This window comes from Chryseobacterium gambrini (assembly GCF_027920505.1).
In the GTDB taxonomy this organism is placed as follows: domain Bacteria; phylum Bacteroidota; class Bacteroidia; order Flavobacteriales; family Weeksellaceae; genus Chryseobacterium; species Chryseobacterium gambrini.
This window is the reverse complement of record NZ_CP115857.1, coordinates 3,277,259-3,296,788: the sequence shown is the minus strand read 5'-3', so window position 1 is coordinate 3,296,788 and position 19,530 is coordinate 3,277,259. Positions and strand designations below refer to the sequence as shown.

Here is a 19,530-nt window from a genome sequence, read left to right as displayed (position 1 = left end):
CCTTAATTTACGATCACAGCATGAGTGAAAAGTTGATTCTCGCTCTGGACCAAGGTACGACTTCGTCGAGAGCCATTTTATTCAATCACAGCGGAGAAATTGAATTTGTTTCTCAGAAAAGTTTTGAACAGATCTTTCCTACACCGGGTTGGGTAGAACATGACCCCAATGAAATCTGGTCTTCACAGGTTTCCGTAGCGGCGGAAGTCATTGCCAAAGCAGGAATTTCCGGTCGGGAAATTGCTGCCATCGGAATTACCAATCAGCGTGAAACCACCGTTGTATGGGATAAAGAAACCGGAGAACCTGTGTATAATGCCATTGTATGGCAGGACAGAAGAACGTCCAAATATTGTGACGAATTAAAAGAACAGGGTCATGCTGAGAAAATTAAAGAAAAAACAGGTCTTGTACTGGATGCTTATTTTTCAGCAACAAAACTGAAGTGGATTTTAGACAATGTAAAAGGCGCAAGAGAAAAAGCAGAAGCCGGAAAATTATGTTTCGGAACAGTAGACACTTTCCTTGTCTGGAAACTTACGCGCGGAAAGATGTTCATCACCGATGTTTCGAATGCAAGCAGAACCATGCTTTTGAATATTCATACTTTAGAATGGGATGATGATTTACTGGAACTCTTCAATATTCCAAGAGCGATTTTACCGGAAGTAAAACAAAGCAGTGAAATCTATGGAGAAACAGCTACTACATTATTCTCCACAAAAATTCCGATCGCAGGGATTGCGGGAGATCAACAGGCTGCATTATTCGGACAGATGTGTACGACTCCGGGAATGGTAAAAAATACGTATGGAACAGGCTGTTTCCTTTTAATGAATACAGGAACAGAAGCCGTTTTATCTAAAAACAATTTACTTACGACCGTTGCATGGAAAATTAATGGAGAAGTGAATTACGCTTTGGAAGGAAGTGTTTTTGTAGGAGGTGCAGCGATTCAGTGGCTGAGAGACGGTTTAAAATTAATCCGTTCCGCAGAGGAAGTAAATACTTTGGCACAATCGGTTGAAGATAATGGCGGTGTGTACTTTGTTCCTGCATTAACGGGTTTAGGCGCTCCACACTGGGATCAGTATGCCCGCGGAAATATCGTTGGCGTAACCCGCGGAACTACGAACGGACATATCGCAAGAGCAACTTTGGAAGGTATTGCTTTTCAGGTGTATGATATTGTAAAAGCAATGGAAGCTGATTCCGGAACGGAAAGTTTAGAATTAAGAGTAGACGGCGGAGCTTCTGCAAGTGATTTACTGATGCAGATTCAGTCGGATTTATTCGGATTTAAGATTACAAGACCCAAAACTCTGGAAACAACCGCTCTGGGAGCGGCTTATCTTGCCGGACTTGCTGTCGGATACTGGAAAAATATTGATGAAATACAGTCTCAATGGATCATTGATAAAGATTTCCACCCGCAACTGGAAAAAGAAAAAGTGGAAAAAATGGTAAAAACCTGGACAAAAGCAGTACAGCGTTCTCAAAACTGGATCGAAGATTAACCTTTTAAAATAAAACTATGACTCCATTTACAGCAGAAATAATCGGCACAATGCTGATGATCCTTTTAGGAAACGGCGTAGTTGCCAATGTTGTTTTGAAAGGCACAAAAGGAAACAACTCCGGTTGGATTGTAATTACCACCGCTTGGGCTCTGGCAGTTTTTGTGGGGGTAACCGTCGCAGGACCTGTCAGCGGAGCACACCTGAATCCCGCAGTGACTTTAGGTCTGGCTTTCGCAGGAAAATTTTCATGGGATCTGGTTCCCACCTATATTGCCGGAGAAATGATCGGGGCAATGTTGGGTGCATCTTTGGTTTGGATTTTCAATAAAGATCATTTTGCCATTACGGAAGACGAAGGGGCAAAACTTGCGTGTTTCAGTACAGGACCTGCCATCAGAAAACCTGTTTCCAATTTAATCAGTGAAATGATCGGAACTTTCGTTTTGGTGTTCGTGATTTTTCATTTCGCAGATCCAAGCATGACTTTAAATAATGATCCGAACGCAAAAATAGGATTAGGAAGTGTAGGAGCTTTACCAGTCACTTTATTGGTCTGGGCAATCGGTCTTTCTTTAGGAGGAACTACAGGCTACGCTATTAATCCGGCAAGAGATCTCGGACCAAGAATTATGCATGCACTTCTTCCGGTAAAAGGAAGCAGTGACTGGGGTTACGCATGGATTCCCATTGCAGGACCAATCATCGGAGCAGGACTTGCCGCTTTACTTCACGGAATACTGAGCTAACAACACCTTTTTTTTATGAAAAAACTAATCTATTTATGCCTGATTTTATCAGGTACAGGGAATCTTTTTGCCCAGGAAAACACAGAAACAGCGGAAGAAAGCAGACTGGATTTTACTGCAAATATTCAGAATAACCATCTCTGGAGAGGTTTAATAATTACCGATAAACCAGTCGTCATGGGAAATCTTTCCTACGCTCTGGATAAAGATAAAAAATGGAAAGTCGGGATTTGGGGTGCATCTGCTTTAACGGACGACAAAGACAATACGCATTATAAAGAAATCAATTACTATGTACAGTTTTCCAACGGAAGATTTTACATTGGATTGTGGGATTTATTTAATTCAAGAAATATAAACACTGCGGTGGCTTCGGAAGATATTTTTAATTATTCCAACAGGAGAACAGCGCATATTATTGATTTAAGAACGAATTATACATTTGGAGCTTCTTTTCCATTAAATATTGAAGCAGACATTATGCTGTATGGAGGAGCTAATGCAGGAGAAGTGGTTCTGGAATCTGACGGAACATATAAAAAGAATAAATACTCAACGTATATTCAGGCGAGTTATCCTGTCATTAAAGATAAAAAAGTAAATCTGGACGCGTTTGTAGGAGCCGGATTTGCTTTAAATGACAAAAGATTTCTTTACGGAAACGGAGAAAACAGTTTTGATATTGTAAATGTAGGCGTGAAGGCAGGTAAAATGGTAAAAATCACAGATCATTACAGCCTGCCTGTTTCCATGATGGCAATGTGGAACCCATCGAATAAGTTCGCAAGAATTCAGCTTGCTGCAACAGTATTCTAGAAAATTAATTGTTAGTAATGTACAAACCATCTCTTCTGGAGGTGGTTTTTTATTAATTTGATGTTTTTTAATGTAAACTTGTGTAAACTAATTTCAAAATTAACCGCAAAAGCTGCAAAAGATAATTATGCCGCAATAATTAGAGTAATCAAAGTACTCAAAAGAATAAAAATCGAAGATTTTTAAAGCTGTTGTTATCTATTCTAGCTTTAAATAAAATTTCATCTTCCCTTTTGTGGTTAAATAAAACGTTTAAACAAATCTATTATTCAAAAGATAACATATAAAATGGCTTAACAAAAAGAAATCACCGTGATTTTACGGTGTAATTTTTGATAGGATATTTTTAATTTTGAGAAAAATTTACTTGTGAAAAAACTTTTATTCCTATTTTTCTTCCTTTTCTCCTTACTTTCATTGGCGCAGTTGAAAGTTCCGTTTTTCGGGAAAAGAGATTTCAATATAGAAGATGGAACAAATGGCTCCGGAACACCAAGCTATTATATCAACATAAAAGATAACGGCGATGTGTATTTCGGTTTTGTACAGATCAATCAGGCAGACGGAACAGAAACCAAAGAAGAAATCAATGCCGGAAAATATAATCCGAAAGTGATGAAAGTTTATTTTAAAACCTATAATGAAACATTTTACGTAAAATTTGATAAAGAAAAAATTTATCTGACCGATGAAAACGGAAAAGTAAAAAAGTCAGACGATTGCTGTCCAGTTTCTGAAATAGAAAAAACGAATTGCGAATGCTCAGGAATATTATATCAATGATGAAAGTCTCTCAAGTTCTGTTAATTTTATTTCTCGTCGTTTCCTGTGGTAAAAAACAGTCTCATCCGTACACTTTTTATTACTGGAAAACCCGTTTGGCTTTAGACAAAACAGAGAAAGACGTTTTACAAAAAGCAACCGATCCTTATTTATATACGCGTTTTTTTGATGTTGATAAATTGGACGGGAAATTTCAGCCTGTCGGAATTATTACAAAAGATCAGAGTTTCAGCACCGACAAAAATATTATTCCGACTGTTTTTATTACAAACCGTGCGTTTCTCAACATCACCAATGAGGAAATACAGTTTCTTGCAGCAAGCATTAATGATTTAATTACAAAAAAGGCTTCAGATTATCAATTGAAAACGGGCAACGAAATACAAATTGACTGCGACTGGACTGCAGGAACCCGCGATGATTATTTTAAATTTCTGAAAAAATTAAAGGAAGTTTCTAAAAAATCGGTAACCTGTACACTTCGTCTTCATCAGGTAAAAGATAAAAATATCATGGGAATTCCACCGGTTGAGCAGGTATTTCTAATGTGCTACTCCACTTCTTCACCACTGGAAAACTCAGATAAAAATTCTATTTTGGATGTGAGTACACTCAAAAATTATCTTTCCAAGCTGGAAGATTATCCTTTTAAAGAAATTGAGGTTGCCCTGCCGATTTATTCGTGGGGAATTGTAACCAACCATTTGGGAAAACATAAACTGATTAATGCTTTGTCTGAAAAGGATCTTAAAAACCCCGATTTCAAGCGAATATCCGACACAGAAATTGAAATACAGAAGGACGGATTTTATTTCGGAAGTTATCTGAACAAAGGTTTCAGAATTAAAATTGAAGAAATTTCGGATCAGCAGCTTCAGGAAGTTATCCGTTTTCTGGAGAAAAAAATAAGCAACTTCGATATTATATATTATCAGTTAGACAGTAAATTTGTTACAGGACAGAACTTTAGCTTGTAAACTCAATCAAAATTCTGCGTAAATTGCATTATGCTTAAAAAGATAATTCTTACAGATTTCTTAAACGGATCAGCGTAAGAATAATTTGAAAATATACATTACCATTATAACTTAAAAAAACACCATTAACAAAATGAAAAAGTACTTTCTTTCGCTCGCGGTTTTATCGCTTTTTTACAGTAAAACTGAAGCGTGCGCATGGTCTGATCCGGATTATGAATATTTCAATCTGTTTACACAGAGTATCATCAAGGATAAATCGTACCTGCCTTTTCTTCACAGCTATTCTACCAGATTTTACACCGAATTTAAACAATCCCAGATTCCTAATGAAAATGTGGATGCATGGAAAAAATTCTTTAATAATCAACTGACTTTCGCGGAAACAGATTATCTGGTGAATAAAATGAGCCTCAATGATCTGAATGCTCTGAAAAATGGCAGCACGAACAATCAGCTTCTTACAAAACTCGGATCTGGTTTCTATTCTAAATATAAGGAAGCGATTGATTATCTGATTGAGGCAAAATATCTTGAACCGTACATGAAAATCAACTACGTTGAAAGTCCGGATTCATTTTATTACCGTGAAAGCGAAAGTTCCCAAAATGCAACAAATCTTGATTACAATAAAACCATCACTGCATTAACCTCTCTTTACAATGCGGCAAAAAATCCTGAAATTAAGCAGCGTTACGGATATCAGTTGGTGCGTTTCAACCATTATACAAGAAATTACGAAGCAGCGGTAGAGGCTTTCAAAACTTATGTTGAATCTGTAAAGTTAAGAGGAGCAATCTATTTTATGGCTCTTGATCAATTGGCGGGTGCACAACGCGGACTGGATCTGAAAAGTGATGCCAACTGGAATTTCTTTCAGGTTTTTATGAACAGTAAAAGCCGCAAAGAATCTGCCTTCGTTTCTATGAAACTTTCGGACACTGCTTCTTTTAATAATATCATGAAAAGAGCGGGAACGAATGAAGAAAAAAACATGGCTTATTTTCTTTTAGGCTATGAAGATTTCAACAATCCGATTCCGATTATGGAAAAAATGTTTGAAATAGATCCTGATTCTGAAATTCTGAAAGTGATGGCGGTGAGAAGTATCAATGAACTGGAAAGAAACTATCTTCCGATTTATTATTACACCAACAATAATGAAAAATCTGCGGTAAAAGTTTCTGCAAACAAGAATCCCGATCAGCCTAAAACAGAAGTTGCGGAAGCTCCTAAAGAAGAAAAAATATCGTTCTGGCAGAAAATAGTGCGCTTTTTTAAAAAATTATTCGGAATCAAAGACAAAACCGTTTCTGAAACCAAAGCCGAACAGAGCGATGATGAACTGTTGGACAACCCGAACAGAATTCCGGTTTTCAACAAGAATAATTATTACTATGATAATCAAACCAAAGATTTCTTAGATGATCTGGAGAAATTCACAAGCAAAACGAAAGAGAAATCCAAGGACGAATACTGGCAAATTGCAGATGCTTATCTGAAATTCCTTAAAAAAGATTATAAAGCGAGTACAGAGATTTTAGAAGACATCCAAACCAGCAATCCGGAATATCAGGAACAGATTAAAAGAATGAAGGTTTTGAATGATATTGTTTCGCAGCCTAAAATTGATGCGGACTTCGAAGATCATTTAATGAAAGATTATGCTGAATATTTTGTGGATAAACCGGAAGAGCCTAAAAAAGACAGTACGGAAACAGAATATGATTATTATGGTGAGGTTCCTTCTACAAAAGATTTCCTGAAAGATGTTCTTGCCAACCGTTATTTCCTGCAGGGTGAAGACGGAAAATCTTTCCTTATGAACAATACGCTTTCTGATCTTCAGTACAACCCCAACTCCAGTCTGGTAAAAAGTGTGGAAGATTTTTACAGAAAGCCGAACAAAACGAAATTCGAAGAACAGATTATTGCTAAAAATATTGATGATGTAGGAAATATCGATGCCTTTTTTGCAGTGATTTATGGTGACAGAGCCATGAGACAGGCAGACTTTGAGAAGGCTAAATCATACTACACAAAAGCACAGAATTTCACAGGAATTCCGAGAATCAATTATGACTGGGACGGGAATTCTCAGAAAAAAACGCCTCATCAATACGGAGCTTCAGAATATAATGGTTTCAGAAGTATTTCGGATCTTGTTTTCGGACATAATGTTTGGGAAAGTTATCAGAGTACACCTGAAGAAAGTATGGTGAAGGAAGATTTTTCTCAGTTTTCTTTCATTAAACCTATGATGAATAAGCTTGAACTGGCAGAAGCTTTAATTCAGCTTAAAAAGATAGGAAGCGGTAAGGACGAAAAATCAGCAAAAGCCAATCAGCTCATTGGAAATCTTCTTTACAATACTTCTTCTTTGGGATATTACAGACAGTTATTTGTGATGGATGTTGACAATACGAATGGCGGAAAATATAATTTCTGGAGCACCGACAATGAAACGCCTTATCAGTACTATTATAAAAACTTTACGAGTACTACTTTTATTGAACCTGATAATTTTGATCTGGCAATTAATTATTATAAAAAAGCATTGAATACATCAACGGATAAAGAGCAAAAAGCAAGAATTCTGTTTCAGATGGCAAGTGCGGAACAGGGGAAATATTATCAGTATGAAACTAAAAATCCTTCGAACGTAGATTACTCGGATCCAAAATGGAGCGAGAAAACGGATGCTTTCCAAAAGCAGTTAGATCAGATTAAAAATCAGAAATACAGAACGTATTTTGCCATGCTGAAAACACAGTATGCGGATACGGAGACTGCAAAAAATCTGATGGGAAGCTGTTCTTATTTCGGGTATTTTATGAAATAGAATGTTTAATAAAAAAAAGGAATCAGATCGATTCCTTTTTTTGTTTCTGTTTCTGCAGCCATTCTTCATGTTTTTTTCTGAAAAAATCGTGCTTGTAATCCTGATTTCTTTTGGCAGCATCAATAGAATGTGAAGAATGGATATCTTCATCTTCCTCCGCAAAATCTGCCAGTTTTTCATAGTAATAATGAAGCTGATCGAGTTCTTTTTCCGTTAAATCTTCAATATCGACAATCCTGTTGCTGGCTTTTTCATTCGCTGCGATCAATTCATTTAATTTGATCTGAATGGCTTTTGAGTCTTTATTCTGTGCCTTCTGAATTAAAAATACCATCAGGAAAGTGATGATGGTTGTTCCGGTATTGATTACGAGCTGCCATGTTTCGGAATATTTAAAAACAGGACCTAAAACCGCCCAGATAATAACGATTAACGTAGCTCCGATAAAAGCATAAGAACTTCCTGTAAATTTTGTTGCCCAGTCTGAAAATTTTTCGAAAAAACTTTTATCTGAAGTTGCCATTTTTCTTGGTATTAATACTTTTTAAACATCAAAAACTCCGCCGAAAAAGCAGCGTTTAAAGATAAGTTAAAAGGGCATGAGTTTTATTTATATTGTACGGCTTGTTTCCAAAAGCAAAATATGAAAATACATAAAAAAATCCGCTCCCCTGAAGGAACGGATTTTATATAATCATTGCAAAGTATGCAATTATCACACTTTAATTTCAACATCTACACCTGAAGGAAGTTCTAACTTCATTAGAGCATCCACAGTTTTAGAAGAAGAAGAGTAGATATCCATCAATCTCTTGTGAGCTGATAACTGGAACTGCTCTCTTGCTTTCTTGTTTACGTGTGGAGATCTCAACACTGTGAAGATTCTCTTGTTGGTTGGCAATGGAATTGGTCCGTTTACAACAGCACCAGTAGCCTTTACCGTTTTTACGATTTTCTCTGCAGATTTATCTACCAAGTTGTAATCGTAAGATTTAAGTTTTATTCTGATTCTTTGTGACATTTTAATCTAATTTAATATTAACCTTTAGCCTTAGCGATTACTTCTTCAGCAACGTTTGTAGGAGCAGCTTCGTATTTCTCGAATTCCATAGAAGATGTTGCTCTACCTGAAGATAACGTTCTAAGAGAAGTTACATAACCAAACATTTCAGATAGTGGAACGAAAGCTTTGATAACTTTAGCGTTGTTTCTATCGTCCATACCGTTTACAGTACCTCTTCTTCTGTTAAGGTCACCTACGATATCACCCATGTACTCTTCAGGAGTTACTACTTCAAGCTTCATGATTGGTTCCATGATAACCGCTTTAGCAGCTCTACCAGATTCTTTGAAACCTAACTTTGCAGCCAGTTCGAAAGATAACTGATCCGAGTCAACCTGGTGGTAAGATCCATCTTTCAATGTAATCTTCATAGATTCTACCTCAAATCCAGCTAAAGGACCGTTCTTCATTGCTTCTCTGAATCCTTTTTCAACTGAAGGAACAAATTCCTTAGGAATGTTACCCCCTTTAATTTCGTTGATGAATTCAAGACCTGTTTTTCCTTCGTCTGCAGGACCGATTTCGAATACGATATCCGCGAACTTACCTCTACCTCCAGACTGCTTTTTGTAAACCTCTCTGTGGCTGGCTTTTTGTGTAAGAGCTTCTTTGTATTCTACTTGCGGCTGACCTTGGTTAACCTCTACTTTGAACTCTCTTCTCATACGGTCTACGATGATATCCAAGTGAAGCTCACCCATACCGGAGATGATTGTTTGTCCTGAAGCCTCGTCTGTCTTAACCTGGAACGTTGGATCCTCTTCAGCTAATTTTGCTAAAGCGTTACCCATTTTATCCTGGTCAGCTTTTGTTTTAGGCTCAACAGCGATACCGATTACCGGATCCGGGAAGATCATCGATTCAAGAACGATTGGGTTCTTTTCATCAGATAATGTATCTCCTGTTTTAATATCTTTAAATCCTACAGCTGCACCGATATCTCCAGCCTCGATATACTCAACCGGATTTTGTTTGTTCGCGTGCATCTGATAGATTCTTGAGATTCTTTCTTTGTTACCAGATCTTGTGTTTAATACATAAGAACCAGCATCCAATCTTCCTGAATAAGCTCTGAAGAATGCTAATCTACCTACGAACGGGTCAGTAGCAATTTTGAAAGCTAATGCAGCGAAAGGCTCCTCAACAGATGGTTTTCTTTCGATATCAGCGTCAGTTCTTGGATCTGTTCCTTTGATATTGTCCTTATCCAATGGAGAAGGAAGATATTTACAAACAGCATCAAGCATGAACTGTACTCCTTTGTTTTTGAAAGAAGATCCACAAGTCATTGGAATGATAGAAAGATCGATAGTAGCTTTTCTTAATGCTTCGTTGATTTCCTCTTCAGAAATTGAATCCGGATCTTCGAAGAATTTCTCCATCAAAGTCTCATCATAATCCGCTACAGCTTCTACTAATTTCTCTCTATATTCAAGAACTTCATCCTTCATGTCTTCAGGAATTGGAACTACTTCATAAGTAGCACCTTGTCCTGCTTCATCCCAGATGATCGCTCTGTTCTTAATTAAGTCTACAACCCCTTTGAAATCTTCTTCAGCACCGATTGGTAAAACGATTGGAACAGCATTAGATCCTAACATTTCTTTTACTTGTTTTACAACGTTCAAGAAGTCAGCACCCTGTCTGTCCATTTTGTTTACGAATCCCATTCTCGCAACTTTGTAGTTGTCAGCCAATCTCCAGTTTGTTTCAGACTGAGGCTCTACTCCATCTACTGCAGAGAATAAGAATACCAAACCGTCCAATACTCTCAAAGATCTGTTTACTTCTACAGTGAAGTCAACGTGTCCCGGTGTATCGATAATGTTGAAGTGGTAAGGTTTTGTTTCAGGTAATTTCTTACCTTGATCTGTTGGGAAATTCCAGTTACAAGTAGTTGCAGCAGAAGTAATGGTAATACCTCTTTCTGCTTCCTGTTCCATCCAGTCCATTGTAGAAGCACCATCGTGAACTTCTCCAATTTTGTGGTTTACACCTGTATAGAATAAAATCCTTTCTGTAGTGGTAGTCTTACCTGCATCAATGTGAGCAGCAATACCAATATTTCTTGTAAATTTAAGATCTCTTCCCATTTCAGATTAGAATTTGAAGTGTGAGAAAGCTTTGTTTGCTTCCGCCATTTTGTGAGTATCAGTTTTCTTTTTGAAAGCTGCACCTTCTTCTCTTGAAGCAGCTACAACTTCGTTAGCTAATTTCAAAGCCATAGACTTATCATTTCTAGCTTTAGAATATTTGATTAACCATTTCATTGCCATAGAAATTTTTCTATCCGCTCTGATTGGCATTGGGATCTGGAAGTTAGCTCCACCTACTCTTCTGGAACGTACTTCTACGTGAGGCATAACGTTCGTTAATGCATCTTTCCAGATTTCAAGAGCTGTTTTTTCAGAATCTCCTTTTTTAGTTTCTACGATATCCAACGCATCATAGAAAATTTTGAATGCGATTGACTTTTTACCGTCAAGCATTAAGTTATTAACGAATCTCGTTACCAATTGATCATTAAACTTCGGATCTGGTAACAACGGTCTTTTTTTTGCTTTTGTCTTTCTCATTGTTTCTGTACCTTATTTAATGATTACTTTTTCTTTCCTTTTGCTGGTGCAGCTGGTGCTTGTCCTGGTTTAGGTCTCTTAGCTCCATACTTCGATCTTCTCTGTGTTCTTCCATTTACACCTGCAGTGTCTAATGCACCTCTTACGATGTGGTAACGTACTCCCGGTAGGTCTTTCACCCTTCCGCCTCTTACCAATACTATCGAGTGCTCTTGAAGATTATGTCCTTCGCCCGGGATGTAGGCGTTAACTTCTTTACCGTTAGAAAGTCTTACCCTTGCAACTTTTCTTAGTGCAGAGTTCGGTTTCTTCGGTGTAGTAGTATATACTCTCGTACATACACCACGTCTTTGTGGACAAGAATCAAGGGCAGCCGATTTGCTCTTCTTGGCAAGCGTGGCTCTTCCTTTTCTTACTAATTGTTGAATAGTAGGCATTTAATTGCTTTTTATTTTAGGGTGCAAAAATAATAATATTTTTTTAATTAACAAGCAGTTATACAGAAATAATATTTTTATTTAAAAATTAATTAACAGATACTTACGGTTTAATCCACGATTGTGACTTGTACGTTTCGGTTCCACTTAAAATTCCTTACATGCTGTTTAAGTTTATCAATATTATTTTTATTAATGGAATAGATCGATACTTTATCTCTTGCTACCGTAATGGGATTATTTATTTTCAGTTCCGCTACTTTTTTCCAGTTTTCAGGGATGTGATTCTGCAGCCAGGCTTCATAAATTATGGCAATATCGTAATCGTTAGTAATTGTATATTGAGTAAGAAAGCCCTGAAACTGTTTATCTGCCCATCTTTTATTTTCATTAAAAACGATTGTTTCTTTTGATCCTAAACCTGCCATATCCAACAAATGAATATTTGTAAAATAAGTAACTGCTCCAATGTCGTTAGCGACAATTTTTGACTCATTATAATAAGAGTGAAGAAATCTTGCAGACTGAATTTGCTGTTCATAAATATTTTTACCGCCGTCAATCAGCATTTTATGTGCGAAGGAAAATTTATATACCAATAAAAAAATATTTGCCAAGACCAATCCTGAAATTATCAATTCCTTTTTAATGTAGGTTCTGAAATGCTCAAACAAGCCTTTCAGTTTAGGAATCAAAGCCATAGAAAATCCCGTAAGAATATAAGCTTCATACCTGAACATCCCTTTAAGATCCGCAAACATGGAATGACAGACCATAAGTAAAGAAATAACAATCAGTAAAAAATGATCATTAATTATCAGCTGAAAATTCTTTGTTCTAAAATCTCTGATAATGAAAATCAAACACATCATAATCGGAAAGAATCCAATTTTATAAAAGCTGATATTCAGTAAAAAATTATCCAAAAAAACAGTTTTCAGCTGATGTGGAAAATGAGAGTCAAAAGTAAACCTCGTTCCTTTTACAATTACTGAATTCGGGAATAAATAGCCATCATGCTGATAATTAAAATAACAAAACACTACAATCGGGATAAAACCTATTAGCAAAATCCCAAAAGCATCCTTCCATTTTTTAATTAAAAGAAACAGAAAAGCAAGAATCACAAAATAAAACATGCTTTCAAAACGCACCAACCCCATCAATAATAAGGTGAGGTAAAATCCAAAAACAGAATATCTGCTTTTAAGATTTGAAAGACATAAAATATTTACTACAAATAAAAAAACATGAAAAACATGCTCCATTCCAGATAAAATCTGTACATGCAATACAGAAAAGAAAAGGGTAAAAAGCACTGAAAACACGATATTTTTTGCCATATTGAAAACGCCCGAAAAATACCTATTGAGAAAATAAACCGTTCCGACTCCAAAAAAAATATTTACCCAAAGCGAAAGTAGATCGTTATTTCCGGAAACTTTTATTAGAATACTTAAAACATAGGTAAATAAAGGAGAAGAAGACGTAGAGGAAAATTTATATTTCGTAACACCCCATACATCATATAATGCCAAATTTTTAGCCATTGCCAAATGGATATATGCATCGTCTATCATATATATATAATGTCCGTCAGTCTTCGATAAGGATATCAAAAAATAACCTATACATACAGCAGCAAAAAACAGAAGAGAGATGATAAAACTTTTCAAATTAATCTTTGACGAAGCTTGCATATTTAAATTCATTCTAAAAATATCAAAGATAAGTATCATCAATCACGAAACCGCATTTTCGGCACAATATTTACTTAATTTTGTTTCAGAAAAATAAACTACAATATAGATATGAAAAACGCCAACATTATCGGTCTTAAAGAAACCGACTGCAAAAAGATCTCAGAAAAATTAAATATTCTTTTAGCTAACTATTCCGTATTTTATCAGAATACAAGAGGTTCTCATTGGAACATTAAAGGAGATCAGTTTTTTACGCTTCACCCTAAATTCGAGGAACTATACAACAGTCTTGTTCTAAAGATTGATGAAATTGCAGAAAGAATTTTAACATTGGGGGCTACACCGGCTCACAATTATTCAGATTACCTGAAAGTATCAACCATAAAAGAAAGCGTGGAAGTAAGCGATGCTACCAAAAGCGTTGAAAACATTTTAAATTCATTCAAAGTGGTAATTGATCTTCAGAGAGAACTTTTAGACATTACAGATGCAGCCGGAGACGAAGGAACAAACTCGCAAATGAGCGACTACATTACAGAACAGGAAAAAGAAGTATGGATGTACAACTCTTATCTTGGAAAGTAAAGAAAGAAAAAATATCCGGAAAATTTAAAAAAATCACCTTACATTTAGGTGATTTTTATTTTTAATAACTATATTTGCGTATAAATTACACAATTATGCACAACGTACGATTAAACTCCATTTTAGATAACGACTTTTATAAAATAACGATGCAGAATGCGGTAGTAAAATTATTCCCAAGTTCTGTGGTAAAATATGAATTCATTAACCGTGGAAAACATCAGTTTCCTGAAGGTTTTGATGTTGCCTTAAGAGAAGCGGTTAATAAAATGGCAGAACTGAAGCTGACGAAAGACGAAAAAAAGTTCATGGCAAGAACCTGCCCTTATATTGATCTTCCTTATTTAGATTTTCTGGAAGGTTATCATTACGACCCTTCCGAAGTTAAAATTCATCAGGAAGGAAACGATCTTTCCGTAACTGTTGAAGGACTCTGGTACCGAACAATTCTTTGGGAAGTCCCATTATTAGCTCTTATCAGCGAGCTTCACTACGAAATGAACCACTTGGAAAGAGACTCCAATGAAGTGGTGATGAACAAAACACTGGAAAAAGCTGAAACACTGGCGAAACTGGGCGTTAATTTCGCGGAATTCGGAACCCGAAGAAGACACTCTCATAAAGTTCAGAATCTGGTTATGGAAGCTTTAACACAAAAGAAAGACTCTACATTCATCGGTTCTTCCAATGTGCATTTCGCGATGAAGTATGGTGTAAAACCTATCGGAACCCACGCTCACGAATGGTTTATGTTCCATGCTGCGGAATATGGTTTCAAAATGGCAAACGAACTGGCTCTGGAACATTGGGTGGATGTTTACCGCGGAGATTTGGGAGTTGCTCTTTCAGATACCTACACAACAGATGTTTTCTTTCAGCAGTTTGATAAAAAGTTTGCGAAACTTTTCGACGGTGTTCGTCACGACAGCGGCGATCCTCTGGAATTTGCAGATAAAACCATTGCTCATTATGAAAGACACGGCATTAATCCGTTATTCAAATATATTATTTTTTCAGATGGTTTAAATCTTGAGAAAGTAGAAGAAATCACCAATTACTGCAAAGGAAAGATCGGAGTTTCTTTCGGAATAGGAACCAATCTTACCAATGATGTCGGCTTAAAACCGATGAATATCGTCATGAAACTTATAGGTGTTCAGGCTCCGAACAAAGAATGGATTCCAACTGTAAAATTATCCGATGAACACGGAAAATATACCGGAGATCCTAAAATGATTGAACTGGCTAAAGAATTTTTAAGAATAAAAGAGTAAAACAGAAATGATGAAAAAAATTATCTTATCAGCTTCTATTTTTGCAACAGCATTTTCATTTGCTCAGAAAAAAATAGAAAAACTGGAGTTCAACGAAAAATTGGCTACAGAACTGGGAGCCGATAAATACGGAATGAAGCCGTACGTAATCGTAATGCTGACAACAGGAACTACAAAAATTGAAGACAAGACAAAAATGGCTGAGTTAATGAAAGAACATTTAGCCAATATCGGAAAACTTGCTAAAGAAGGAAAAGTTGTAGTGGCAGGTCCGTTTACCTCAGATAACAAACAAAATTTTGAAGGAATGTTCATCTTCAATACAAAATCCAAAGAAGAAGCAGAATCATGGGTAAAAACAGATCCCGCTGTAAAAGCAGGAGTCTTCGGATATGAAATCTTGCCATGGTATGGATCGGCAGCTTTGCCATTGTACCTGAAGCACCATGAGGAAATTGCGAAAGAAAATCCTTAATTACTCAGGTCAATGAGAAAACTATCTTATGTTTTATTGTTACTATCATTAATCAACTGCAAGAATAAATCTTCCGTATTTGAAGTAAAAATAAATTATGTTTCAAAAAATATTATTGATGAACTTAAGCATTTAAAAGAAGAGGACACCAACTTTTCCGGATTACTTTATAAGGATGAAAAATACGAAGTGTGGAAAAGCTGCTCTGGTGAATGGGGAGGAACTGTTTACTTTAAAAACCTGCAAAATGAAATCGTTCATTATGCAGTAGCAACCTGTCCCGTTTCTGTAAATAAAATAAACGGAAAATATTACGTTTCGAATTCTTTAGCCCATATGCGGGGATTTTCAAAGATTCTTGAAATTGCAGATCCTGAAAAAATGGAAACTACAAAGAAAATTCCGGTTTATCATCCTGATATTATAACTCGGGAATATGAATCAGAATCAACGTTAGGAACAAAAAAAATTCTTGATTCAACCAGAGTTCTCATTATATCAAGTTTCGTTTATAATAAAAAGCTGTATTCAATAATTTCAGGTATTGACGGAAAAAAAACAACCATTTCAGAATTAAAAAACAACCGGTTTGAAACAGTTTCTGAACTTCCCGAAAAGATTTTTTATTCAGAACCCATTATTGTTAAAAAAGCAGATAACCATCTCAAATTATATTTCCAACATCCCCAAAAAGGAATTTTGGAAATAAGAGACAATAAGATTCAATTAACTTACTATGAAAAATAAAACAGGCTGTCAGAATTTTGACAGCCTGTTTTTTTCTAATAATCAATGCAAATGTAAGGTTTACGCGCAAGTACACAACAATAAGGATTACTGCAGAAGGTATAACCCGGATTACAGACTCCGTATTCTAAAGGAACTTGGCAGTTTTCATAAGCGCCACCTGCAATTGCTTTCAGCTCTTTTCTGTTTAAAGACTTTAAATTTTTCATAGTATTTTGTTTAATTTGCTCCTACTCTTAAGATTTTCGGACATCTCTATAATAATTCCTTTTACGGAGATTTAAATATACAAAATATTTTTACACAAAAATTTACGCAAGGTTTTCTTATCTTTATAAAAAACAAAACCTTATGAAAACCATAGAAGAAATTCTGAAAAAATTAGACGAAATCATTATCTGGGCGAAAGAGAACCAAAGTCCGGTCGGATATTTTGCCTGCACCTACAGAATTATGACAGCACAGGTTCTGAAAGGAATTCAGCAGAAAAAATTTGAAGACAATCCGAGAATGATTGTACTGGATATTGCTTTTGCCACACGTTATCTTGAAGCGTGGGAAGCTTATTCGAAAGGACAAAAATGCACCAACTCATGGTTTTTAGCTTTTGAAGCCGCAAAAAACAAAAATCTGCTCATCTTACAGCACATTTTCTTAGGCATGAATGCACACATCAATCTCGATTTAGGAATTTCCGCTGCTTCCATTATGCCTTACCGAAAAATCAATCCGCTGAAAAAAGATTTTGAAAACATCAACAATGTTATTGCCTCCATTAATCAAAAAGTTCAGGATTCTCTAAATAAAATATGCTATCCTGTAGAATTGATTGATAAGCTTTCGAACGGAAAAGACAACGTCGTTCTGGATTTTGCTATTTCAAAAGCAAGAGATACTTCATGGGCAACTGCCGTTATCGCGTCAAATACGCCAAATTTCCTACGCGAGAACGTGATCGGAATTGTTGATTATGCCGCAGCAAAAGTTGCCACCCAAATTTTGAATCCTAAAATCCTCACTCCTTCTTTATTAAAGGAATTGAAAAAATGCGAAAGCAATGACGTGGTAAAAAACATTGAAATTCTTTCTTCCACCAAAAATGTTTAAGTTTCTTATGTAACCTTACAATTAATTTAATCCGACCCAAATAAGACTCTTAGTTTTTACCAAGCTTTTTCATAAGAATAGCTTCCATCTTTTCGTAGCCTTTTGCCGTAGGATGGATTTCGTCTTCGGTATAGATTTTATCCAGTCCGTTTCGGGAATCTTTCATTTCCGAATGATAATCTACGTATGGAATATTGTTCTTTTTTGCGTACGCTTCAATCATTGTATTCAGGGCAATTACTTTTTCAGCCGGATGCATATCTTTTCTCCAGCCAAAATCGTAAGCAGGAAGCACCGAACAAAGCACCACTTTAATATTATTCGCTTTTGCGAGCTCCACCATCGAAACAATATTTCCGAAAACTTTATCCAGAGAAATCGGCCCCTGATTTTCGGCAATATCATTCGTTCCGGCAAGAATAATGACTCTTTTCGGTTTTAAATTAATGACATCTTCACGAAACCTTAAAAGCATCTGCGAAGTTACCTGTCCGCTGATTCCTCTTCCGACAAAATTATTTTTTGTAAAAAATGAAGGATCTGTAGAAAACCAGCCTTCCGTAATAGAATCTCCCATAAAAACAGAATTTGGAGCCATTTTTTTCGCTACAACTTCCTGATTTTTCTTTTCATATTTAGCATAATTGGCAAAATCCTGCGCTGAAAAAATGGATGAAAACATAACGGCTGCAATGCTTAAGAATTTCATGAAACTTATTTTTGATTTGAAAAGATGAAATAACGGAAAACAAATTGATCCTGCAAATATCTTTCCCGAAAAACCAAAACTTTTAGTTGATTAATTTTTAACCACAAAGTCACAAAAGATTTTTAATTTTTTATTATACCGAAAGATTTGAATATCGTAATCAACGTATTATAATGATCTTTTGCAGGTTTTGCGGCTAAAAAAAATAATTTCTAATATAAAAACTTACGGTTTTCCATAAAAGAAATCAATTTTCCTTTTTGTAATTTTGAAAACATGAAAGAAAAGAAATTGCAGGTTTTTGTATCTTCAACTTTTACTGATTTGATTGCAGAACGTCAAGCAGCCGTTGAAGCAATTCTATCCTCAGGAAATATTCCTGCAGGAATGGAACTATTCTCAGCAGGTGATGAAAGCCAAATGACTGTTATTAAAAGATGGATTGATGAAAGTGATGTCTACTTGTTAATTCTTGGAGGAAGATATGGAAGTATTGAACCCCAAAGTGGTAAAAGCTATACTCAACTTGAATATGAATATGCTCTCGAAAAGAATAAAGCCCTTTTTGCGGTTGTTTTAAGTGATAAATTTATAGATGAAAAACTTGCTAAAGAAGGCAAATCTATCTTAGAATTAGACAATAATAAAGAATTAAAAGAGTTTAAATCTTTTGTAAAATCTAAAATGATTGTATTTTGTAACGACAAGAAAGACATTCAATTAGCCATATTTAAAACATTATCCGAATTTGCCTATTCAAAAGAATTAACTGGGTGGATAAGAGGTGACAATGCTCTAAATTCAAATTTATTAGCTGAAGAAATAGCAAGATTAACCAAAGAGAACGACGAACTTAGAAAAGCTAACTTAAATAAAAATATTTTATTTAATGGTTTATCTTATAATGAATTAAAATCTTTACTTAAATGTGAAGAGGCAATTATTGATGAATATATTGACACACACGATACACTTTTTGAATATTTATTATATATTGGTGAATCTTTAGCACAAAAAATCATTACAACTAATCGAAAAACTTCAAGTAATTTAAGAAAGCTTAAAAATTTTAAAATAGTAAATTATGACACAATAAAAAGAGAATTTTATTTCTCAGAGGATGGTCATAATTTTTACTTAAGAATGCTTATAGATGAAGAAAACTAAAAA

General features: G+C 35.5%; 20 protein-coding genes. 12 read left to right on the top strand and 8 right to left on the bottom strand.

All coding sequences use genetic code 11. The features are described from left to right. Positions 1–20: 20 nt before the first annotated feature. From glpK to PFY09_RS15045, 6 genes are all read left to right on the top strand, one after another. Positions 21–1,517: a glycerol kinase GlpK gene (glpK, locus tag PFY09_RS15070; RefSeq protein WP_271160243.1), complete on the top strand. Its 1,497-nt coding sequence runs from the start codon at positions 21–23 to the stop codon at positions 1,515–1,517. Between the two features lie 17 nt (positions 1,518–1,534). After that, positions 1,535–2,266, top strand: a complete 732-nt coding sequence (locus tag PFY09_RS15065; protein ID WP_271160242.1) for an MIP/aquaporin family protein — start codon at positions 1,535–1,537, stop codon at positions 2,264–2,266. Between the two features lie 15 nt (positions 2,267–2,281). Next, a complete protein-coding gene (locus PFY09_RS15060) occupies positions 2,282–3,082 on the top strand; it encodes a hypothetical protein (RefSeq protein WP_271160241.1) in 801 nt (266 codons plus the stop codon). Positions 3,083–3,451: 369 nt separating this feature from the next. Continuing rightward, complete coding sequence (locus PFY09_RS15055; RefSeq protein WP_271160240.1) at positions 3,452–3,865, top strand: hypothetical protein; 414 nt, start codon at positions 3,452–3,454, stop codon at positions 3,863–3,865. Then, the gene (locus PFY09_RS15050) at positions 3,865–4,842 is read left to right on the top strand and encodes a hypothetical protein (protein WP_271162352.1); all 978 of its coding nucleotides are present in this window, start codon (positions 3,865–3,867) and stop codon (positions 4,840–4,842) included. Before PFY09_RS15055 ends, PFY09_RS15050 begins: the two co-directional genes overlap by 1 nt. Positions 4,843–4,975: 133 nt before the next feature. Next, positions 4,976–7,684, top strand: coding sequence for a hypothetical protein (locus tag PFY09_RS15045; protein ID WP_271160239.1), 2,709 nt, complete (start codon positions 4,976–4,978; stop codon positions 7,682–7,684). A 22-nt stretch (positions 7,685–7,706) separates the two neighbouring features. Here the strand turns inward: PFY09_RS15045 and PFY09_RS15040 are convergent, their stop codons facing one another. From PFY09_RS15040 to PFY09_RS15015, 6 genes are all read right to left on the bottom strand, one after another. Further along, positions 7,707–8,207: a low affinity iron permease family protein gene (locus PFY09_RS15040; RefSeq protein WP_271160238.1), complete on the bottom strand. Its 501-nt coding sequence runs from the start codon at positions 8,205–8,207 to the stop codon at positions 7,707–7,709. 192 nt (positions 8,208–8,399) lie between these two features. After that, complete coding sequence (gene rpsJ / locus PFY09_RS15035) at positions 8,400–8,705, bottom strand: 30S ribosomal protein S10 (RefSeq protein ID WP_002661363.1); 306 nt, start codon at positions 8,703–8,705, stop codon at positions 8,400–8,402. 17 nt (positions 8,706–8,722) lie between these two features. Beyond that, positions 8,723–10,840: an elongation factor G gene (gene fusA / locus PFY09_RS15030; RefSeq protein ID WP_076391836.1), complete on the bottom strand. Its 2,118-nt coding sequence runs from the start codon at positions 10,838–10,840 to the stop codon at positions 8,723–8,725. A gap of 6 nt (positions 10,841–10,846) precedes the next feature. Further along, positions 10,847–11,323: a 30S ribosomal protein S7 gene (rpsG, locus tag PFY09_RS15025; RefSeq protein ID WP_050020592.1), complete on the bottom strand. Its 477-nt coding sequence runs from the start codon at positions 11,321–11,323 to the stop codon at positions 10,847–10,849. A gap of 23 nt (positions 11,324–11,346) precedes the next feature. Next, positions 11,347–11,760, bottom strand: coding sequence for a 30S ribosomal protein S12 (rpsL, locus tag PFY09_RS15020; RefSeq protein WP_027381287.1), 414 nt, complete (start codon positions 11,758–11,760; stop codon positions 11,347–11,349). 110 nt (positions 11,761–11,870) lie between these two features. Continuing rightward, a complete protein-coding gene (locus PFY09_RS15015; RefSeq protein WP_271160237.1) occupies positions 11,871–13,340 on the bottom strand; it encodes a hypothetical protein in 1,470 nt (489 codons plus the stop codon). A gap of 231 nt (positions 13,341–13,571) precedes the next feature. Between PFY09_RS15015 and PFY09_RS15010 the strand changes: the two genes are divergently transcribed. From PFY09_RS15010 to PFY09_RS14995, 4 genes are all read left to right on the top strand, one after another. Next, positions 13,572–14,048, top strand: a complete 477-nt coding sequence (locus PFY09_RS15010) for a Dps family protein (RefSeq protein ID WP_076391832.1) — start codon at positions 13,572–13,574, stop codon at positions 14,046–14,048. A gap of 95 nt (positions 14,049–14,143) precedes the next feature. Next, positions 14,144–15,322, top strand: a complete 1,179-nt coding sequence (gene pncB / locus PFY09_RS15005) for a nicotinate phosphoribosyltransferase (RefSeq protein ID WP_268052563.1) — start codon at positions 14,144–14,146, stop codon at positions 15,320–15,322. A gap of 10 nt (positions 15,323–15,332) precedes the next feature. Next, a complete protein-coding gene (locus PFY09_RS15000; protein WP_271160236.1) occupies positions 15,333–15,797 on the top strand; it encodes a YciI family protein in 465 nt (154 codons plus the stop codon). Between the two features lie 12 nt (positions 15,798–15,809). Continuing rightward, on the top strand, positions 15,810–16,544 hold the full coding sequence (locus PFY09_RS14995) for a hypothetical protein (RefSeq protein ID WP_271160235.1): 735 nt from the start codon (positions 15,810–15,812) through the stop codon (positions 16,542–16,544). 35 nt (positions 16,545–16,579) lie between these two features. On the opposite strand, the gene PFY09_RS14990 is transcribed toward PFY09_RS14995, so the two are convergent. Beyond that, positions 16,580–16,753: a bacteriocin-like protein gene (locus PFY09_RS14990; protein ID WP_157967225.1), complete on the bottom strand. Its 174-nt coding sequence runs from the start codon at positions 16,751–16,753 to the stop codon at positions 16,580–16,582. 142 nt (positions 16,754–16,895) lie between these two features. Between PFY09_RS14990 and PFY09_RS14985 the strand changes: the two genes are divergently transcribed. Beyond that, a complete protein-coding gene (locus PFY09_RS14985; protein ID WP_271160234.1) occupies positions 16,896–17,651 on the top strand; it encodes a DUF5995 family protein in 756 nt (251 codons plus the stop codon). Between the two features lie 49 nt (positions 17,652–17,700). Here the strand turns inward: PFY09_RS14985 and PFY09_RS14980 are convergent, their stop codons facing one another. Beyond that, positions 17,701–18,360 (bottom strand): SGNH/GDSL hydrolase family protein, encoded by a 660-nt coding sequence (locus PFY09_RS14980; protein ID WP_271160233.1) that lies wholly within the window; start codon positions 18,358–18,360, stop codon positions 17,701–17,703. A 276-nt stretch (positions 18,361–18,636) separates the two neighbouring features. Here PFY09_RS14980 and PFY09_RS14975 point away from each other — a divergent pair, with 276 nt between their 5' ends. Then, complete coding sequence (locus PFY09_RS14975) at positions 18,637–19,527, top strand: DUF4062 domain-containing protein (protein ID WP_256038246.1); 891 nt, start codon at positions 18,637–18,639, stop codon at positions 19,525–19,527. Positions 19,528–19,530 lie beyond the last annotated feature (3 nt).